This window comes from Trichocoleus sp. DQ-A1 (assembly GCF_039961955.1).
In the GTDB taxonomy this organism is placed as follows: domain Bacteria; phylum Cyanobacteriota; class Cyanobacteriia; order Cyanobacteriales; family FACHB-T130; genus FACHB-T130.
In genome coordinates this window covers 237,427-254,111 of the sequence record NZ_JAMPKE010000001.1, presented here as the reverse complement: position 1 = coordinate 254,111, position 16,685 = coordinate 237,427, and the positions used below count along the sequence as shown (strand labels likewise).

The 16,685-nt window shown below is 46.0% G+C and carries 15 protein-coding genes; 4 read left to right on the top strand and 11 right to left on the bottom strand.

Annotated features, from left to right (window positions below):
• Nucleotides 1–44 precede the first annotated feature (44 nt).
• Complete coding sequence (locus NDI33_RS01105; RefSeq protein WP_190678316.1) at nt 45–1,280, top strand: URC4/urg3 family protein; 1,236 nt, start codon at nt 45–47, stop codon at nt 1,278–1,280.
• A gap of 232 nt (nt 1,281–1,512) precedes the next feature.
• Nucleotides 1,513–2,148: a uracil phosphoribosyltransferase gene (upp, locus tag NDI33_RS01100; protein ID WP_190678314.1), complete on the top strand. Its 636-nt coding sequence runs from the start codon at nt 1,513–1,515 to the stop codon at nt 2,146–2,148.
• Between the two features lie 10 nt (nt 2,149–2,158).
• Here the strand turns inward: upp and NDI33_RS01095 are convergent, their stop codons facing one another.
• The 7 genes from NDI33_RS01095 to NDI33_RS01065 all read right to left on the bottom strand — a co-directional run bounded on the left by NDI33_RS01095 (nt 2,159) and on the right by NDI33_RS01065 (nt 10,627).
• Nucleotides 2,159–2,818, bottom strand: a complete 660-nt coding sequence (locus NDI33_RS01095; protein ID WP_190678311.1) for an HAD family hydrolase — start codon at nt 2,816–2,818, stop codon at nt 2,159–2,161.
• Nucleotides 2,815–3,750, bottom strand: a complete 936-nt coding sequence (locus tag NDI33_RS01090; RefSeq protein WP_190678309.1) for an ABC transporter permease — start codon at nt 3,748–3,750, stop codon at nt 2,815–2,817. The genes NDI33_RS01095 and NDI33_RS01090 overlap by 4 nt, the downstream gene beginning before the upstream one ends.
• Nucleotides 3,751–3,994: 244 nt before the next feature.
• Nucleotides 3,995–5,779 carry a pyruvate kinase gene (gene pyk, locus NDI33_RS01085; protein ID WP_190678307.1) on the bottom strand — a complete coding sequence of 595 codons (1,785 nt, stop codon included), beginning with the start codon at nt 5,777–5,779 and terminating at the stop codon, nt 3,995–3,997.
• A gap of 143 nt (nt 5,780–5,922) precedes the next feature.
• Nucleotides 5,923–6,426, bottom strand: coding sequence for a pentapeptide repeat-containing protein (locus NDI33_RS01080; protein ID WP_190411447.1), 504 nt, complete (start codon nt 6,424–6,426; stop codon nt 5,923–5,925).
• Nucleotides 6,427–6,557: 131 nt separating this feature from the next.
• The gene (locus NDI33_RS01075; RefSeq protein WP_190678306.1) at nt 6,558–7,850 is read right to left on the bottom strand and encodes a pentapeptide repeat-containing protein; all 1,293 of its coding nucleotides are present in this window, start codon (nt 7,848–7,850) and stop codon (nt 6,558–6,560) included.
• A gap of 33 nt (nt 7,851–7,883) precedes the next feature.
• On the bottom strand, nt 7,884–9,242 hold the full coding sequence (locus tag NDI33_RS01070; protein ID WP_190678304.1) for a sorbosone dehydrogenase family protein: 1,359 nt from the start codon (nt 9,240–9,242) through the stop codon (nt 7,884–7,886).
• 167 nt (nt 9,243–9,409) lie between these two features.
• Nucleotides 9,410–10,627: an RNA ligase family protein gene (locus NDI33_RS01065; RefSeq protein ID WP_347275943.1), complete on the bottom strand. Its 1,218-nt coding sequence runs from the start codon at nt 10,625–10,627 to the stop codon at nt 9,410–9,412.
• Nucleotides 10,628–10,707: 80 nt separating this feature from the next.
• Here NDI33_RS01065 and NDI33_RS01060 point away from each other — a divergent pair, with 80 nt between their 5' ends.
• Both NDI33_RS01060 and NDI33_RS01055 read left to right on the top strand, forming a co-directional pair.
• On the top strand, nt 10,708–10,926 hold the full coding sequence (locus NDI33_RS01060) for a hypothetical protein (RefSeq protein WP_190532721.1): 219 nt from the start codon (nt 10,708–10,710) through the stop codon (nt 10,924–10,926).
• Between the two features lie 279 nt (nt 10,927–11,205).
• Nucleotides 11,206–13,074: an ATP-binding protein gene (locus NDI33_RS01055; RefSeq protein ID WP_190678302.1), complete on the top strand. Its 1,869-nt coding sequence runs from the start codon at nt 11,206–11,208 to the stop codon at nt 13,072–13,074.
• 426 nt (nt 13,075–13,500) lie between these two features.
• Here NDI33_RS01055 and NDI33_RS01050 read toward each other — a convergent pair whose 3' ends face one another.
• The 4 genes from NDI33_RS01050 to NDI33_RS01035 form a co-directional block, all read right to left on the bottom strand.
• Entirely contained in the window at nt 13,501–14,181 is a 681-nt protein-coding gene (locus NDI33_RS01050) for a chromophore lyase CpcT/CpeT (RefSeq protein WP_199302579.1), read from the bottom strand.
• Nucleotides 14,182–14,196: 15 nt separating this feature from the next.
• Complete coding sequence (locus tag NDI33_RS01045; RefSeq protein WP_190430818.1) at nt 14,197–14,613, bottom strand: hypothetical protein; 417 nt, start codon at nt 14,611–14,613, stop codon at nt 14,197–14,199.
• Between the two features lie 33 nt (nt 14,614–14,646).
• Nucleotides 14,647–15,516 (bottom strand): FAD-binding domain-containing protein, encoded by an 870-nt coding sequence (locus tag NDI33_RS01040; protein ID WP_242033250.1) that lies wholly within the window; start codon nt 15,514–15,516, stop codon nt 14,647–14,649.
• Between the two features lie 132 nt (nt 15,517–15,648).
• Complete coding sequence (locus NDI33_RS01035; RefSeq protein WP_190678300.1) at nt 15,649–16,332, bottom strand: S-layer homology domain-containing protein; 684 nt, start codon at nt 16,330–16,332, stop codon at nt 15,649–15,651.
• Between the last annotated feature and the right edge of the window lie 353 nt (nt 16,333–16,685).

Genomic DNA, 16,685 nt, shown 5'->3' with positions numbered 1-16,685 from the left:
TTACGCAAAGGTACGCAAAGTTAATCTTTGCGTTTTTATTGTTTATGAGCAATTCTGAACGGGAAGCGATCGCATATTTGAGGAGTCCGGCGGCAATTCGGGAAAGATGCGATCGCCTCTTTCTTTTAGGCTGTGAAGACAAGCTTCGTTACTTTCGAGTTGATTTAACGCAGTTAGACAAATGCGCTGATTATGTCATCGGGGTGATGCGCGATGATTATCCCGATCTCGATATTCCTTTTCACAGTCGCTGGCGACATTTTGAAGTCGGAAATGTGCCTCGTCTTTTGGAACTTGAACAAGCTTTAACGAGACTGACTGGATTAGAAAAAGCGAAAGTTAAGTTTGATTTAGCGATTGTTAGCGTTTTACTGGATGCAGGCGCGGGTACCGATTGGCAGTATTGCGAACCAGAAACGGGACAAGTGTTTCGGCGTTCGGAAGGCTTAGCCGTGGCTAGCTTCCGAATGTTTTTCCAAGGTGCTTTCTCTAGTCACTCGAAATCACCATTACAGGTAGATGCCGATGGACTCCTACAGTTAACAGAAGACGCTTTAGTGCAGGGTTTCCAAGTTAGTGAAAAAAATCCGCTGGTAGGGGTGGAAGGGCGCGTTCAGCTGCTACAGCGTTTGGGACAAGTCCTTACTCAAAATCCTAAGTTTTTTGGCACCGAAAGCCCGCGTCTTGGCAATCTAGTCCATTATTTGTGGGATAACAGCAATTACGGACAATTGGCTGCGAGTACGGTGTTGAGTGCAGTTTTGGAGGGGTTAGGGGAAATTTGGTCGGGGAGACTTGCGATCGCTGGGGTAAACTTAGGCGATGTGTGGATTCATTCAGCTTTATCGGGAGATAAGAAAAGCGACAATTATGTGCCGTTTCACAAACTCTCCCAGTGGTTAACTTATTCTCTTTTAGAACCCCTTCAGGAACTCGATTTAAAAATCACTGGACTAGAGGAACTTACAGGTTTGCCCGAATATCGTAATGGCGGTTTATGTCTAGATACTGGATTGTTACAAGTCAAAGATTCAGCAGTTTTGCAGGAACGTCATCCAGTAGGTTCTGAGGTAATTGTAGAATGGAGGGCTTTAACGGTTAGTTTGTTAGATAAAATTGCGGCAACGATTCGACAAAAGCTGAATATGACTGCTGATGAATTACCCCTAGTAAAAGTTTTACAAGGAGGAACTTGGAGTGCGGGGAGAAAAATTGCCGCACAATTACGAGAAGGCGGCGTTCCTCCAATTGAAATTGCGAGTGATGGAACCGTGTTTTAATAGAAATTAGCTGGTGAATATAGCAATGCTCTATTGGATGCAGTTTAACCCCACCCTTGCCCCTCCCCGCTTACGAGGAGGGGTTAAATATTCCCTCTTCTCCGTTTACGGAGAGGGGTTGGGGGTGAGGTTCTTTTATATATTGCACTCAAGTGAAAAGGAATTTTTGCTTATTTTTTAAGCCTGCGTAGGTAGGCTTTGTCTTTGTGCATCTTTCGAGAGGAATTTATTAATGAATGCTGAAGTCACTGTAATCGAACATCCCTTGATCCAACATAAATTAACCCTGATGCGGAAAACGGAAACTAGCACAGGAAAATTTCGCAATCTCCTCAAAGAAATCGGGATGTTGTTAGCTTACGAGGTGACGCGAGATTTACCACTGAAATATGAAGAAATTAAGACGCCTATTGCCCCCATGTTGGCACCGATGCTGGCTGCGGAAAAGAAGATGGTAATTATCTCAATAATGCGGGCAGGACAAGGGATTTTAGATGGAATTTTGGAACTGATTCCTTCAGCAAGAGTCGGGCATATTGGTTTATATCGCGACCCGACTACTCATGTAGCGATTGAGTATTATTTCAAGGTTCCGAATGATATTGAACAGCGAGATATTTTGGTTGTCGATCCCATGTTGGCAACCGGAAATTCAGCCGTCGCGGCAATTGACAGAATTAAGGAAGTTAGCCCGATGTCAATCAAGTTTTTGTGCTTGCTGGCAGCACCAGAGGGGATTGCACACTTACGCCGCGAACACCCAGACGTGCCTATTTATACGGCTGCAATTGACGAAAAATTAGATGAACACGGTTATATTGTCCCAGGACTTGGGGATGCAGGCGATCGCTTGTACGGGACAAAGTAGCGATTTGCACTTAGGATTTGATGATTGAAATCAATTCGGAAATCTGGTTAACGACAAAAGTTGGGTTGAGTGGTAAACATTTTGCGCGATCGCCATAGCCATAAGTAGCCCAACAAGCATCTAATCCAGCATTTTTAGCAAACATTAAGTCTACATGACTGTCGCCAAATACTAAAACTTCCTTACTTTGGATGTCTGGATAAATTGGCTGGATGACTGAGTGGAATAATCTTGCATCCGGTTTGGTTGGTGTTTGTCCGTCATCGCCAATAACTAGATCGAAGTCAGTATTAATTTTTAGCTTTTCTACAGCAAGCTTTAAAAACTTAGTGTGTTTGACGCTAACAATTGCTAAGTTCAAACCCTCGGAAGATGCAGCTTGAATCACTTGCTTCACTCCCGAAAATAAATTGATTTTTAATAAACCTTCTGTTTGATAAAAGTGTCTGTAAGTTTGAATCCATGTAGGAATTTCTTCGGGCGCGATCGCTGGGTGGAAAATCGGGAAAGCCTCGGCAAGCGTAACGCCAATGACTGAGCGAATCTGTTCTTCATCTGGCGGGTCGATGTTAAATGTCTGGAAGGTTTTAATAACGCAGGATATGATAGCCGGATGCGTAATGGCTAAAGTGCCATCAAAGTCAAAAATAATTAACTGATATCGACTCATTGTTCGCGACTTTCGGGAATGTAAGGAACACCGAGGGCTGCGGGAGGGGTTGATTTTCCAGCTAATCCCACTAGCGCCAACAGCGCAATGATATAAGGCAACATTACTAAAAATTGATAGGGAATATTCAGATTAAAGGCTTGAATTCGCAGTTGCAAAGCTTCTGTAGCACCGAATAACAAGCAAGCTAAAGCCGTGCTGACGGGATGCCATCTGCCAAAAATCAAAGCTGCAAGGGCAATAAAACCTCTTCCTGCACTCATATCCTCTACAAAGAATCTGACGTGAACTAATGTTAAATAAGCTCCTCCTAAACCGGCGAGACAGCCGCTGAGAGTGACTGCAACATAGCGCACCTTGGTGACAGAAACGCCAGCAGTATCCGCAGCACGGGGATATTCTCCAACGGCGCGTAAAGATAAGCCTAAACTTGTACGAAATAGTAGGTATGTACTCAGGGGAACTAACAGGAATAATAAGTAAATTAAGGGGTCTTGATTAAAGAGGAGATTCCCAATTATCGGAATATTCTTTAATCCGGGAATGCCGATGATTTGAATTCCTGGTAGTTGCTGCGCCTGACCGCTATTAAATAAGACACGCGACCAGAAAGAAGTTAATCCTGCTGCTGTAAGATTGATGGCAAGTCCAGATACTAATTGATCGACCCGCAAGGTAACGCACAGATAAGCATGAAGCAGTCCGACCAATCCCCCGACGACGATTGCTAACAGCATTCCCAGCCAAACATTGCCAGTAAAAAATGCTCCTGCTGCACTCGCAAATGCCCCGGAGAGTAACATTCCTTCTAGTCCAATATTTAGCACTCCCGATCGTTCGGAAAAAAGTCCACCAAGGGCAGCAAAGGCTAATGGTACTGAGAGGCGCAGGCTAGCAATTAGATAGTCGGTGAAAAAGTTGAGAGTGTCCATGCTGGATCGGGAACCTCTCCCCCAACCCCTCCCCTGCAAGGGAAGGGGAGAAAGATCCCTTGCAGATAAAAAATTTCTTCTTCCCGCTCCGATTAGGAGCAGGAAGAGAGATGCGAAGGGGGCTGGAGGTTATGTTTTTTGTTGTCTCGTGTAGGAAAAATTAAATCCTTACTTTCTTTACCTCATTGTGAAGGTTTGGGGGAAAGCGCGATCGCTTATGAGAGATAAACAGACGCGATCGCACTTAAACTGGCAGTGCCGGAGTCGTCTGAGAAGTCCCTGCCATCGCACCAGAGTAAACCAGACCCCGTTGCATATCTAGGGTCAAAATCGCCCCATCCCGAATCATTTCCGTCGCCTTCTTGACGCCCACAATGACCGGCACCCCAAGGCGTAAGCCAATCACCGCCGCATGACTGGTTAGGCTTTCATCCTCAGTAATAATCCCAGATGCCTTGCGAATTGCTTCCACATAATCGGCATTTGTGCCCGGTACTACCAAAATTTCCCCATGATTGAAATTGCCCACCTCTCTGGCAGTGCGAGCCACTCGCGCTCGACCGCTCACCGATCCCTGACCAATCCCAATTCCCTTGCCAAGAATGGATGTCACCACCTCAACTTTAATCAGGTCGGTTGAACCAGAGATACCTTGGAGCGTCCCGGCAGTCATTACCACCAAATCTCCTTCAGCCAGCAGCTGTTTCTCCAGCGCCACATTGATTGCCGCTTGGAACGTCTGACCCGCAGAAGGCAAATCCAGCACTAGAAGCGGCTTCACGCCCCACACCATCTGCAACTGCCGCGCCACGTCTACATGGGGAGTCACTGCTAGAACGGGCGTTGAAGGTCGAAACTTAGAAACATTTCGGGCAGTGGCACCGCTTTTGGTCAACGACATAATCGCAGCTGCCCCTAGCTGCTCAGAAATTTGACCAACCGCCTGACTAATCGCATTCGTGATCGAGCGAGTCGTACCCCGGACGTTCCGGGCGATTTGTTCTTGCTCGATCCGCACGGCAATCCGCGCCATCGTCTCCACCGCTTCGACGGCGTATTTACCCACCGCTGTCTCGTTGGAGAGCATCACGGCGTCGGTTCCGTCCAAAATCGCATTGGCGACATCGGAAATTTCAGCACGGGTGGGACGGGGATTGTTCACCATGCTGTCCAACATCTGAGTTGCCGTAATCACCGGAATCCCCAGTTGATTCGCCGTGGCAATCAGCCGCTTTTGCAGAATGGGGACATCCTCAGCAGGCAATTCAACGCCTAAGTCACCACGAGCCACCATGACACCATCGCTAAGCGAGAGAATCGCTTCCATTTGGTCGATGGCTTCGTGCTTTTCAATCTTGACAACCACCGGCACTTGCTTACCAGCACTAGAAATCAGCTCTTTAATTTCCAGCACATCCTGGGGGTTGCGGACAAAGCTCAGCGCTACCCAGTCAACGCCTTGGTCAAGACCAAACATCAAGTCTTTACGGTCTTTGTCAGTTAGCGCCTTAATTGACAGATAGACGCCGGGGAAATTCACTCCTTTGTTGTTAGAAAGTGGGCCGCCGACGACAACGCGACAGTGCAATTCCCGCGCAGTGGGGTCTACCTGCTCGACCCGCATTTCCACTTTGCCATCATCCAAGAGAATCGTTGCCCCGTTTGGAACTTCATCTGCTAGAGGTTCGTAGGTGACAGAGCTAATTTCTTGGGTGCCTGGGACAGGGTGACTGGTTAGGATGAAGCGATCGCCCTTATTCAGGACGATAGACCCCGTTTCAAACCGTCCCAAACGAATTTTCGGGCCTTGCAAATCTTGCAAAATGCCCACCGGCTGATTCAGTTCAAAAGCCATCTGGCGGATCAAGCGAATGCTCCGCTGATGGTCTTCATGAGTTCCATGAGAAAAGTTGAGGCGCAGGGTCGTCGCACCCGCTTCAATTAAAGCGCGTAAGACCTCTGGGCTACTGGTAGCAGGGCCAATCGTTGCGACAATTTTTGTCCGGCGCTGGGGATTTCGCAGTTGCATGGGGCAAAATTCAGGGACAGAAGAGGACTGCGTGTAACAGGAAAGCAAAGGGATACTATCACATTTGTTCCAACTCCTATTAGGGCTTTGGAGCTGGTTCCCCTCTCTACTGTGTGGGTATTATACTAAAAAGCTTATTGATTTTACGGGTTTATCGGGTCGCTTCGGTCTTGGTTGAGGGGTTTCCCGGTCTCAGGTGCCGGTTTCTTTTGACCCTCAGCAAGCGGCTTGTAAACTAGACCGGAAGGCATAATTGTCCCGGTGAGATCGGCACCTGTCACGTCAAATGCTTCCTTCGCTTTGACTCCTTGTAGACTCGCATACTGCAAGTTCGCAAACCGCATCTTCGTACCGCTGAGGTTCGCGCCATTAAGAACCGCATTGTTCAAATTCGCATTTTCCAAGGTGGCTGCTGTAAGATCGGCTCCAGCTAGCACGACACTGGTGAGATTGGCATTGAGTAGATTGGCACCCTTCAAGTTGGCACCGCTGAGGTCATACCCAGTTAAGTTCACATTGCTCAAGTCACAAAATTGGCATTCTTTATAAATTAATAATCTCTGAACGTGTTCTGGATTCTCTGCTTTGACCGGCACTGCAAAGCAGACAGGCATCAACAGGGCAACAGCGAGGATTCCTGGTTTCATGGGAGGCTAGCCAACTGAGGAAATGAGTATCGATTGAACTGCCAAAACACCCTCTTGGTAGCCATGCGCGATCGCGCTATAGAATGCACAAAATCAGAACAAAAGAGTCAATGGGGATAGAATGCGATCGCTCAATATCCATTCAATCCAATGACACCTTTGAGCTTAGCATCCTTCCAGTTGGCACCCGTCAGGTTGGCATTCGCTAAGCTAGCTTGACCCAAATCTGTTTGAGTCAAGTTGGCATAACTCAGATTAGTATTTCCTAAATTGGCACCCCGGAGATCGGCACTGCTGAAATTGGTGTAACTCAAATTGGCTCCTGTCAAAATAGCATTCGTCAGATTGGCACTTTCTAGATTCGTACCCATCATCGACGCACCGCTTAAATTGGCAGACCGCAAATTCGCCCCGCGCAAGTTTACACCGCTGAGATTAGCACCGTTGAGATTGGTACTATCCAGATAAGCATCCTGGAGGTTAGCACCCGCTAAATTAGCGTTGGTAAGATTGGCAAGCGGCAGTTTGGCATTGGTTAAATCAGCATCGTTAAATTTAGCACCCGTCAAATTGGCACGATTGAAACCAGCACCCGTCAAATTGGCACCCGTCAAATTGGCACCTGTGAGCGTAGCACTTTGCAAATTAGCTGCTGTCAGCGATCCTTTTTGCAGATTGGCACCCGTGAGAATTCCCCCATTCAAGTCAGCATTATTCAAAGAAGCCTGACTCAAATCAGCATTGCTCAAGTTGACACTATCCATATTGGCAGTCTCTAACTGGGCATTATTCAACTTGGCACCTGTAAGATTGGCACCGGCTAAGTTAACAATTTGCATCTGAGCATCTTTTAGGTTTGCCCCGCCTAAATTGGCACCCGAAAGATTCGCTTCTATCAAATTCGCTTGTCCGAGATTTGCACCGACTAACTGAGCAAAATTCAGTTGAGTTTGGGCTAGCTGGGCACGCTCTAGCTTAGCGCCCGTGAGGTTCGCTGCATATAAGTTTGCCCCCCGCAATTTAGCGTCTGTTAAATCAGCAACAATCTTATTCGCCGCCGCCAATTTTGCCTGTCTCAAGTTCGCTTTTTCCAAATTAGCGGCAATTAGTTTGGCACCGTTGAGCTGGGCACCCTCTAGCTTAGCGCCCGAAAGGTCAGCCGCCGTTAAATCCGCACCGTCAAGCTGAGCATTCCTCAAGTCGGCGTTTCTGAGATTAATCCCCCTGAGTTGGGCATCTTTTAGGTCACATCCAGGGCAAGTTTTCAGCGTCAGTAACTTCTGCAAGTCTTTGGAGTTTGCCGCTTGGGCTGGGGTTGGTAAGCCAAGCGTTAACACTCCGACGGCTGAAGTCGCAGCTAAACAAACCAAGCCCGCGAAGGCGGGCTTAAGGACAGCAAATTGATTAACGAGTTTTGGGCGCATGGGGCAGTTCTTTGAGCCGCGATTAACAACTACTTAAGAGCCACGATACTGGATGCGGTAAATCCGGTTATTGGCTTCTTCCGTCAGCAGCAAACTCCCATCAGGTAGCACGAGTAACCCCACCGGACGCCCCCAGGTGGTGGGAACAGAGGGGTCAAGCAGGAACCCAGTGAGAAAGTCTTCATAGTAGCCCTGAGGACGCCCGTTAGAGAAGGGGGCAAAGACAATTTTGTAGCCGGTGCCTTGGTTACGGTTCCAGGAACCGCGAAAGGCGACAAAAGCGCCATTGCGATATTTTTCTGGAAAGGTATTACCGTCATAAAACTGCAATCCCAAAGCAGCCGAGTGGGCTTGGAACAGAACGTCGGGCGTCTTTGTTTTCGCTACCAGGTCGGGACGTTTGCTTTTTCCGTTGACCAGATGACGCGGGTCAAGGAGATTTGGTGCCAGGTAGGCGTAAGGCCAGCCATAGAATTCTCCCTGTTGGATGCGGGTTAGATAGTCGGGTACCAGGTCGTCGCCCAGTCCGTCTCGTTCGTTCACGGCGGTATACAGTTCGCCAGTGGTAGGGTGAAAGTCGAGTCCGACTGGGTTGCGTAAACCGGAAGCAAAAGTTTGCTGGTTGGAACCGTCTAGGTTCATCACCTGTACAGAGGCGCGGGGGATGGGTTCTTCTGAAGCGTTGGATGCCGACCCAACTGAGACGTAGAGCTTTTGCCCATCGGGTGAGGCAACGACGTTGCGCGTCCAGTGCTGGTTGTAGCCGCCGGGGGTTAAGTTAGCGATTTTTTCGCCGGTTCCGGTGAGTTGTTGTTGTCCTTGAGTGTAGGGATACCGCCGGACTTCGCCTGTGTTGCCGAGGAAGAAGTATCCGCCCGCAAAAGTCATGCCAAAGGGGATATTTACCCCATTTTGGGAACTGGCAAAGGTTTGGCGGACATCAGCGACGCCATCGCCGTTAGTGTCGCGCAGCAAGCGAATCTGGTTTTGTCGCGTTTCGGTGACTAACACGTCACCGTTCGGGGTGAGTGCCAGCCAACGGGGTGCATCTAATCCATCGGCAAAAACGTTGACGACGAAACCAGCCGGGACTCGCAGGGTGGGGTTTTCTGGGATGGGCACCACATTGGGCGAGTTGGAGGCACTGTCGCTGGCGTAGGGTTTGGGTAAGTTATCGAGGGTGATGCGAATCGGTTGGGGTGTGAGTGGTTCGGTTCGCACCACGTTGTTGGTCTGCGCCGCTTGGGAAAGCTGTTGGTTCGGCTGTGCCGGAGTTTCTGTCGGTTGTTGGCTTGGTTGGGTTATCTGGGGGTCGAGGGATGCCTGAGTTGAGTCACAGGCGGCTGCTGTAGTCAGGATGAGCAGCAGCAGCAAGAAACGTATCGATTTCATGTCAAAAGGTGGGAACTCTAATTCCAGGGTAGTCATTGAAGACTAGAGTGCGATCGCGCTCATGCGAAGCGAGGCGTTAGCCTAGCGCAGAAAAAGTCAGTTCGCACTCTTCGTTTCAGAGCGAATATTTAGTTAGCCGCTGCTCACCCTACACCTGTTCCTAAATATTATTTTTTGAAGTAATTATTTATCAATTTTTTTGATTCCTGCTCCAATTGTTCGATTAAAGTCTGTTGACTTTTCTCAGGTAAGCTTTTAAAAATGCTTTCATAAGATTCGTTAAATGTTTCTATTACATCATTCACAAATAATTGAAAAACTTTGTCTATTGCTTTTGGGTCTTTACCAGAAACCCGGCCTACTTTTGATAGAGTATTCATCAATCTATTTTCTGTAACCAATGCAAGCATCGCCTCATGGAGCCATTTGTCATCACTCAAATAGGGAGGAGATGTTGCTAATTTTTGGCCGCTCCATTTTTCTGCGTGATGGAATCGGCTCTCTTCAGCGAATTTTGGGATTTTTCTCTTCAAAATCGGCCTAATTTTTCCCTTGGGAGTATCTATATAGATCGACTTTACAGGTTTAATGACAATCCCTTCCGCCTGATTGCTAAACGGCAATTTGGGTAAACCTAATAAGGCAGGAATAGTAGAATCAAACTCTATCTTCTGTGCAAGCGCTTGTTCGTATTTTCCAGTAAATAGCGGTTTAGCACCCAGCATTTCTACTTGCTGAAATAATTTCAGCGCTTTCTCATAATCTATGTAATCTCGTTTTGCAGTTCTATTATTTTCTTCAATAGCAATATCAAAAGCACAAAACTCAATTTTAGGTGAATAATAGATTCCTGTTTGGACAGCCTGAACACTAGGAACAGGAACTACGTCAGGATGGGGATATTCTCCGCCAAATAATTCCCCATACACAGAAACTCTAAACGTTTCCGGATGTTCCAACTGGATAATTTTGAATATATCTTTGGCTTGTTGGGCTAATTTATATCTAAGCGTTTGATATCCAAAAAAGTCTTCGTCTGGCTGCAATAATTCTTTTCTCTTGGCAAAGCGAACGTCTGATCCGTCTGCGATTATACAGAAATTCGCCCCGTGAATTTTTTCAGTTACCACCCAGGCAGTTTTCTTGAAAATGCGATAATCTGATTCTGTTAAATTCCAATTATTCGAGCTTTCCGGTATTTTTTCATAGCTGATATGCGTCCAGCCGGTGAAGTTGCTTTCTTGTTTGTCCATCGGTTTTATTTTTTTGGAAAGAAGCTGAGAAAATGCGATCGCGTGGCTAGTTGAGGGATGCGATCGCGATTGAGCCGCTTGTGCCTTGAGTGCTATGTAACTCAGATCACTCGAAAGGCTGAGAATTTTCACACGTTACTCATCGAAGCGATCGCTCGGCGGGACGGAAAGGGGTGAGATATTAAATATCGTAGAGTTGACGCCCAACAACCATGCTTCCCCAAATCCAACTACTCCCCGGTGCTATCTCTGAAATCCTAGCCTCTGTCAGCGAAACTGGTATTCTGACTCTGGCTGACCGTTATGGACTGATGGCAGCTGCTCTGGATGAGTCCTTGGATGAAGAAGAAAGAGGTTGCGTCAACAGACTGCTGCGTTCTGTACTCAAAGGACGGGTAGCAGTAGTGGCTGACCTCTCCGCTGCTGCTTAATCTCGAAGTCAGGAAGTGTGCATTGCTGCTGCCAGAACAATGGGCGTTGAACTCAGCAGCGATCGCATTCTAAAATTTTGAATCAAAAAAGGTGTCTACTGAAGAAATTACTTAGGTGAATGCAAGCTGCAAAACTGATGGAATTCAGTGCCTTCTAAATTCCTTAAGATAAGTGTTTTCCTTAGAGCAGATTGCTACTTAAGTAAATTTTGGAGAACCTTTAGCCTAATTTCAAGGTATAGCCAACTATAATCAAATATAATTCACACAAAACCTTAAATGTATCTTTCAGAAGTTCAAATATTTAACTACAAATCTTTTGTAAAATCTGAACCTCTAGAATTTTTACCAGGGATTAACATTATTGTTGGACAAAACAATTCAGGCAAAACAGCGCTGCTAGAAGCGCTGGCCTTAAATTTTATTGACGTACCACACCGCAGTATCAAAACATTACCCACCCCATTTTCACAAATAAACTATGTTTCAACAGTTCAAGTTAGATTGAAAATTGAAAAAACAGAATTTTGCTCTATTATTGATAACCACTTGCTTCCTCTATCAATTCCTAAAGCAAGTGATGATGAAAATTTAAGTTTTGATGCAACAACGCATAGGTTTCGGCAATGGTTATTTGAACCAAGCCCTGTGGAAGTGAGTTTATTAATACCTTCAATAAACGCTCGCCTTAGCCATGTAGACAACCCCCTTAATGATATAAATTTTGGTTATCAGCCAAAACCTCCAAACAATGAAGGCAGGTATTCATCAATTGATATTAAACGAACTAAAGATGATAGTTTCGGCTCCTATGGACAAAGCTATTGTGAAATAGAAAGACATAGCGGAGTCAAATTATTCAATCTATTTAGAAGCCGTATATACCGATTTTATGCAGAGCGCCTAAATGTTGGTCTCTGCAACTTTGGTAAAGAATCGAAGCTACAACCAAACGCATCTAACCTTGCCGAAGTTCTTAATGTTCTTTTGTCAAGGAATCCAGCACGTTGGGAAAGGTTCAATCAGCTTGTATCGGTAATCTTCCCAGATATTAAAAGAATTAGTATTGAACCCAAGCAAGCTAATCAACTAGAAATTATGGTTTGGCATATAGATCATAATACAGAAAGAGAAGATTTAGCTTTTCCGCTTTCATCATGTGGCACTGGAATAGGTCAGGTATTGGCTATTCTATATGTCGTTCTTACTTCATCCCAAGAGCCGCAAACTATTATCATTGATGAACCACAGTCATTTCTACATCCAGGAGCAGCTAAAAAACTCATAGAAATTATCAAAGAATTTCCAGAGCATCAATATTTCATTGCTACTCATTCACCAATGATTATTGCTGCTGCAAATCCCTCTACTATCGTGAAGCTTCGATATGTTGATTGCGAAACAAAAACATCGGTGATGAACTCAGAAGATGTCGAAGAACAGCGCTCTCTTTTGGATGAAGTTGGAGTTAGGCTATCCGACGTTTTCGGAGCAGACAATATTTTATGGGTAGAAGGCCCAACTGAAGAGAAATGCTTTCCAATGATACTACAAAAATTGGCAAAAATGCCCCTTAGAGGTACCCAAATTCTCGCCATTAAGAATACTGGTGATTTAGAAGGAAAACGCGCTCGCATCATATTTGATATCTACGATAAGCTGAGTGGTGGAAAAAGCTTATCGCCTCCCGCAATTGGTTTTGTGCTTGATAGTGAGGGTAAACCGGAAAAAGATATGGAGGGTTTAGCCAAGAGAAGCCAGAATCCAGTGAAATTTTTGCCAAGACGTATGTACGAAAATTATCTGCTTCACGCAGAGGCAATAGCAGCGGTAATCAATCAATATGATAAATCCAGGAAAGAACCTCTTACTAGCATAGAGGTTCAGGAATGGCTTGACAAAACGAAGCAGGAAGGGCTTTATCTACCGAGAGGTGTTAGCTGGGAGACACTCCCAGATGAGCAATGGTTTTCTAAGGTTGATGGGGCTAACCTTCTGAAGGATTTATTTGCTGAACTCTGTGATACCCGATTAGAATTTTCAAAAACAACGCATTCTCCCAAACTTACAGAGTGGTTGATTGAACACGATCCCAATTCCCTTTCTGAGTTAAGCAAGCTTTTGCAGGAAATATTTGATTCCAAATAAAAGACGGCTATATTGAGTACGTCAGAATATTGAAAGCAAAATGCGAGAATTTTAAAAAGCCTGCCTAGCATAAAATGAAATAAAGCAAAAGTTATACTTGTAAAAATATTACACAATATTAAATCTAATACAGAGCCAACTTTGTGGATGTTGTGAACAATATGACAGGGCATTTCAAAACATTTTTCACCCTGCAAAAGTAATTGTGACTGTTGGGTGGAATCTATCGGGGTTTTCACCTTTGAGCTACATCCGCTTGGGTTTTGGTATGGCAATGCCATGCCTCTACAGGTGTATTGCACATGATCGAGAACTGCTATAGAACCTCTCCCTTATAAGGTGAAGAAAATTCCCCCATTCCCGCGCTAACGCTAACGTAGGGAAGGGGATTGGAGTTAGGTTTTTCCCCATTTACTTAGCACTGTTTCACCGACTCGCGCTTGGCTGAACCCACCGAAACTGATAAGGTTCACCTTTTGACCCCCAAACTTGATTCCCTGCGGCATCAAAAGCCCGATCTAAAGTGTCCATTCCAGTAGAATGCAACACAATTCGATTTGTTACTTTCACTGCGCCTTTGTAGTCGCTGGGACAACCTACCTTCGGCGTCTCGCCGATGTAATTCTCACCGTCAGGTTTTAAAAATACGCTGCATTTAGCAGCACCAATATCGGTTAATTTGATGACACGCTTTGCTTCTGGTTTACTACATAGACCAATCAAAGTTTCTGGTGTTGGTGGCTTAAATGATTGCGATTCTATGCTTTGGTTATCAGCACTGGGGGCAATTTTTAGGAGTCTCTGCCGATAGGGCTTGGCAAGATTCTGAGACATGGCTTGTTCTTGGTAGAGGAAAACTACCTTGGGATTTTTTTTAGTATTTTCTACGCTGACTTTGCAGGTAGTCATTCTCACATTTGGGGCTTTGGGATTGGCTTGCGCTTGTGCAGAAGTATCCATTACTCCGACTAAATGCGACACTACTTCCCCAACTTGTTGCTGCATTGGTATCGATTGGATATTCGTTGCTGGACGCGAATAAGCCGCTGTGCCAGTTGAGGAGACAAGGGCGATCGCTATCAAACTCCTAATTTTTGTATTCTTCACAATAGTCTCCCAGTGCTAATCAAAAACATAACGTTCGGCAACGCGCCAGTAGCGAGAAAAGCGTTTAAGGTCAATATATCCGTCGTATTTCACAAACGGCTCAACAGGTAACACTTCGATAGGCAGCGATTCCTCAATTTTGTCGCAAATGCCGTCAAAACGGGGGCTAGGACTTTCTGCTGTAACGATTCCATCGGCACTGTGTTCCTTGGCAAAAGCGATAACTTCAACAGCGACATCCCCACGTCGAATCGTTACTGGAAGTTCTAGCAAACATTCATAAATAAAAGTAATCCGCTTGAGACTCAGCTGCCACTCTTCAATCAAAGCATCGTCCCAAACCCATATCGCGGGGCTTTCAGGGTATGCTTGCAATGCGGGATTTCCAGGACTTAAACAGTCTCCATGCACCCAAATTATCGGCTGTTTCATTAATTCAAGACTCACGCACTCAAAACTCACGCACTACCGACGCTTCTTCCCGCGCTGAAAACTCTTGCTACCGCCACTTCGATCGAAACTTTGAGATTTAGGAAACAATCGCTTCTCTAGTTCATCGTAGCTGCCCTCGAAGTCACAATGACCGTACAGGGGGCATTGGCGGCAATAGACGCCATCCGTATAGCGTTCTAAGTTCTCCCGGTTAAAGAAATAAGGCTTTTGGCTAAAGGTGCTGGCAACCCACTGCCAGGAGAGATTATTGCTGGCTGGATCGCCATCCAGTAAGTGTTGCAGAAACCATCTTGCCCCGACTTGCCAACGAATCCGCCGCCAGTGAACTAGGTAAGCGGCTAGCCACATTCGCCCGTGGTTGTGCAGGTACCCAGAGGAGTGCAAGTCGCGGCTAAAACTGTCAATACAGACCATGCCAGTGCTACTTTTGTCAACATCTTCCGGTAACTTTTCGGCATAGTCTTTGGCTGTGTAGCCTGTCTTGTAAGACTCTTGATCTTCCCAAATGTCGTTTCCCAGCTTGGCATAGAGACGCTGCCAGTAATCGCGCCAGCCGAGTTCGTTGATGAGTTTTTGTGCGTCATCTCGGTTTTCCACTTTGTTCAGCACAGCATCCCGCACTTCTGCCAAGCTCAAGACGCCGTAGCGGAGATAGGGTGAAAGGCGCGTGACTGCGCCACTAAAAGAATTGCGCGTTTTGGCGTAACGGGCGGGATCTACTTGACTTAAGAAGGCTTCTGCGGCTTTACGTCCTCCTACGGTGGTAGCGATCGCGTCATCGCGTTCGGCGGCGGGGGGGAATTGTTCGCGCAGATAGGTAATTAACTCGTCGCGGCTGGCAAATTCTCGCCGCATATCTCGATTATTTGGCGTGGCGTTCATCGGTTAGCGATCGCTCCAAACTTATCGCTCCAAACTTATCGAGTGTAACAAGCGAGCCGCCTTCTTGCGCTCTTCAAAAGCAAAAAAGCCGTTTTCTTAAAGAAAACGGCTTTTTCGGAACTTATTCCGAACTTATTGGATTGGTAAACTCGCTGGCGAAGGTAAATCTTCTTCCAACAGCGGTGCGGGTGCTTCTTGTCGTTCCAAAAATTTACTCAAGGCGTAAGCCATATCCCCTCTTGTCATCGGATTTAGGGGATTCAGATTGCCTAGTTCATCGGTATTGGCAAATCCCTCATAAAGTGCAGTTGCCATCGATTTTTTAGCCCAATCCGGTATATTTCCTGAATCTGGATATTTCGCAAGAATTTTCGCAACGGTGTCATTCGGAAACTGAAATACACCGTGAGCTTGGGCAAAGATGGATAAAGCTTCAGCGCGATTGATTTTTTGGTTGGGGAAGAACATATCTCCCCGATATCCCTTCATAATGCCAGTTTTTAAAACTGTCTGAATATCGTTATATGCCCAGTGGGAAGAAGGTACATCTTGAACTGAAATAACTTCTTGTTTGGCGGCACTCGCTCGTTTATCAAGTTTAAAAGTTTTGACCAAAATTGAGGCAAGTTCTGCACGACTGATGAATTGTTCTGAACGAAACTGTCCATCAGGATATGCAGTCATTAATTTGGCAGCAATCACCTGTTCGATGGGGTCAGATGGAGCGTCTGAAGCAGGTTGTGTTTGAGCAGAAACAACTGCTGGAAAACATTGTAGAAGCCCCAATAGAGAAAGAGTGCCCAGGATCTGACGCATAATTAAAATCACTTCTCAGTTGCTAACTTCACTGTATAAACACTGGAACCAAATCTTCATCGCCCATTCGGGTCAATCCAAATGGGGATGTTGGCAATAATGGTGACGAATCTGTATTTTGCAAAGTTGCAAGCAGTGCTAAGACCGTGGATGCTTCCGAGGAGCCGTTGCAAAAAGTGGCAGGAGCGGGCGGGGCGACGAGCAGCGCGAAAAGCGCATAGCGAAGAAGGCGATCGCAACAATCAGCCTAGACGCTCCCAACCTAAACAATCGCAACCTCTCGAATTATTAACTTCCTTAGAAATCGCCACATTCGCTTCTGATAGCTGTGTCATAATTACAATCCTTAGATA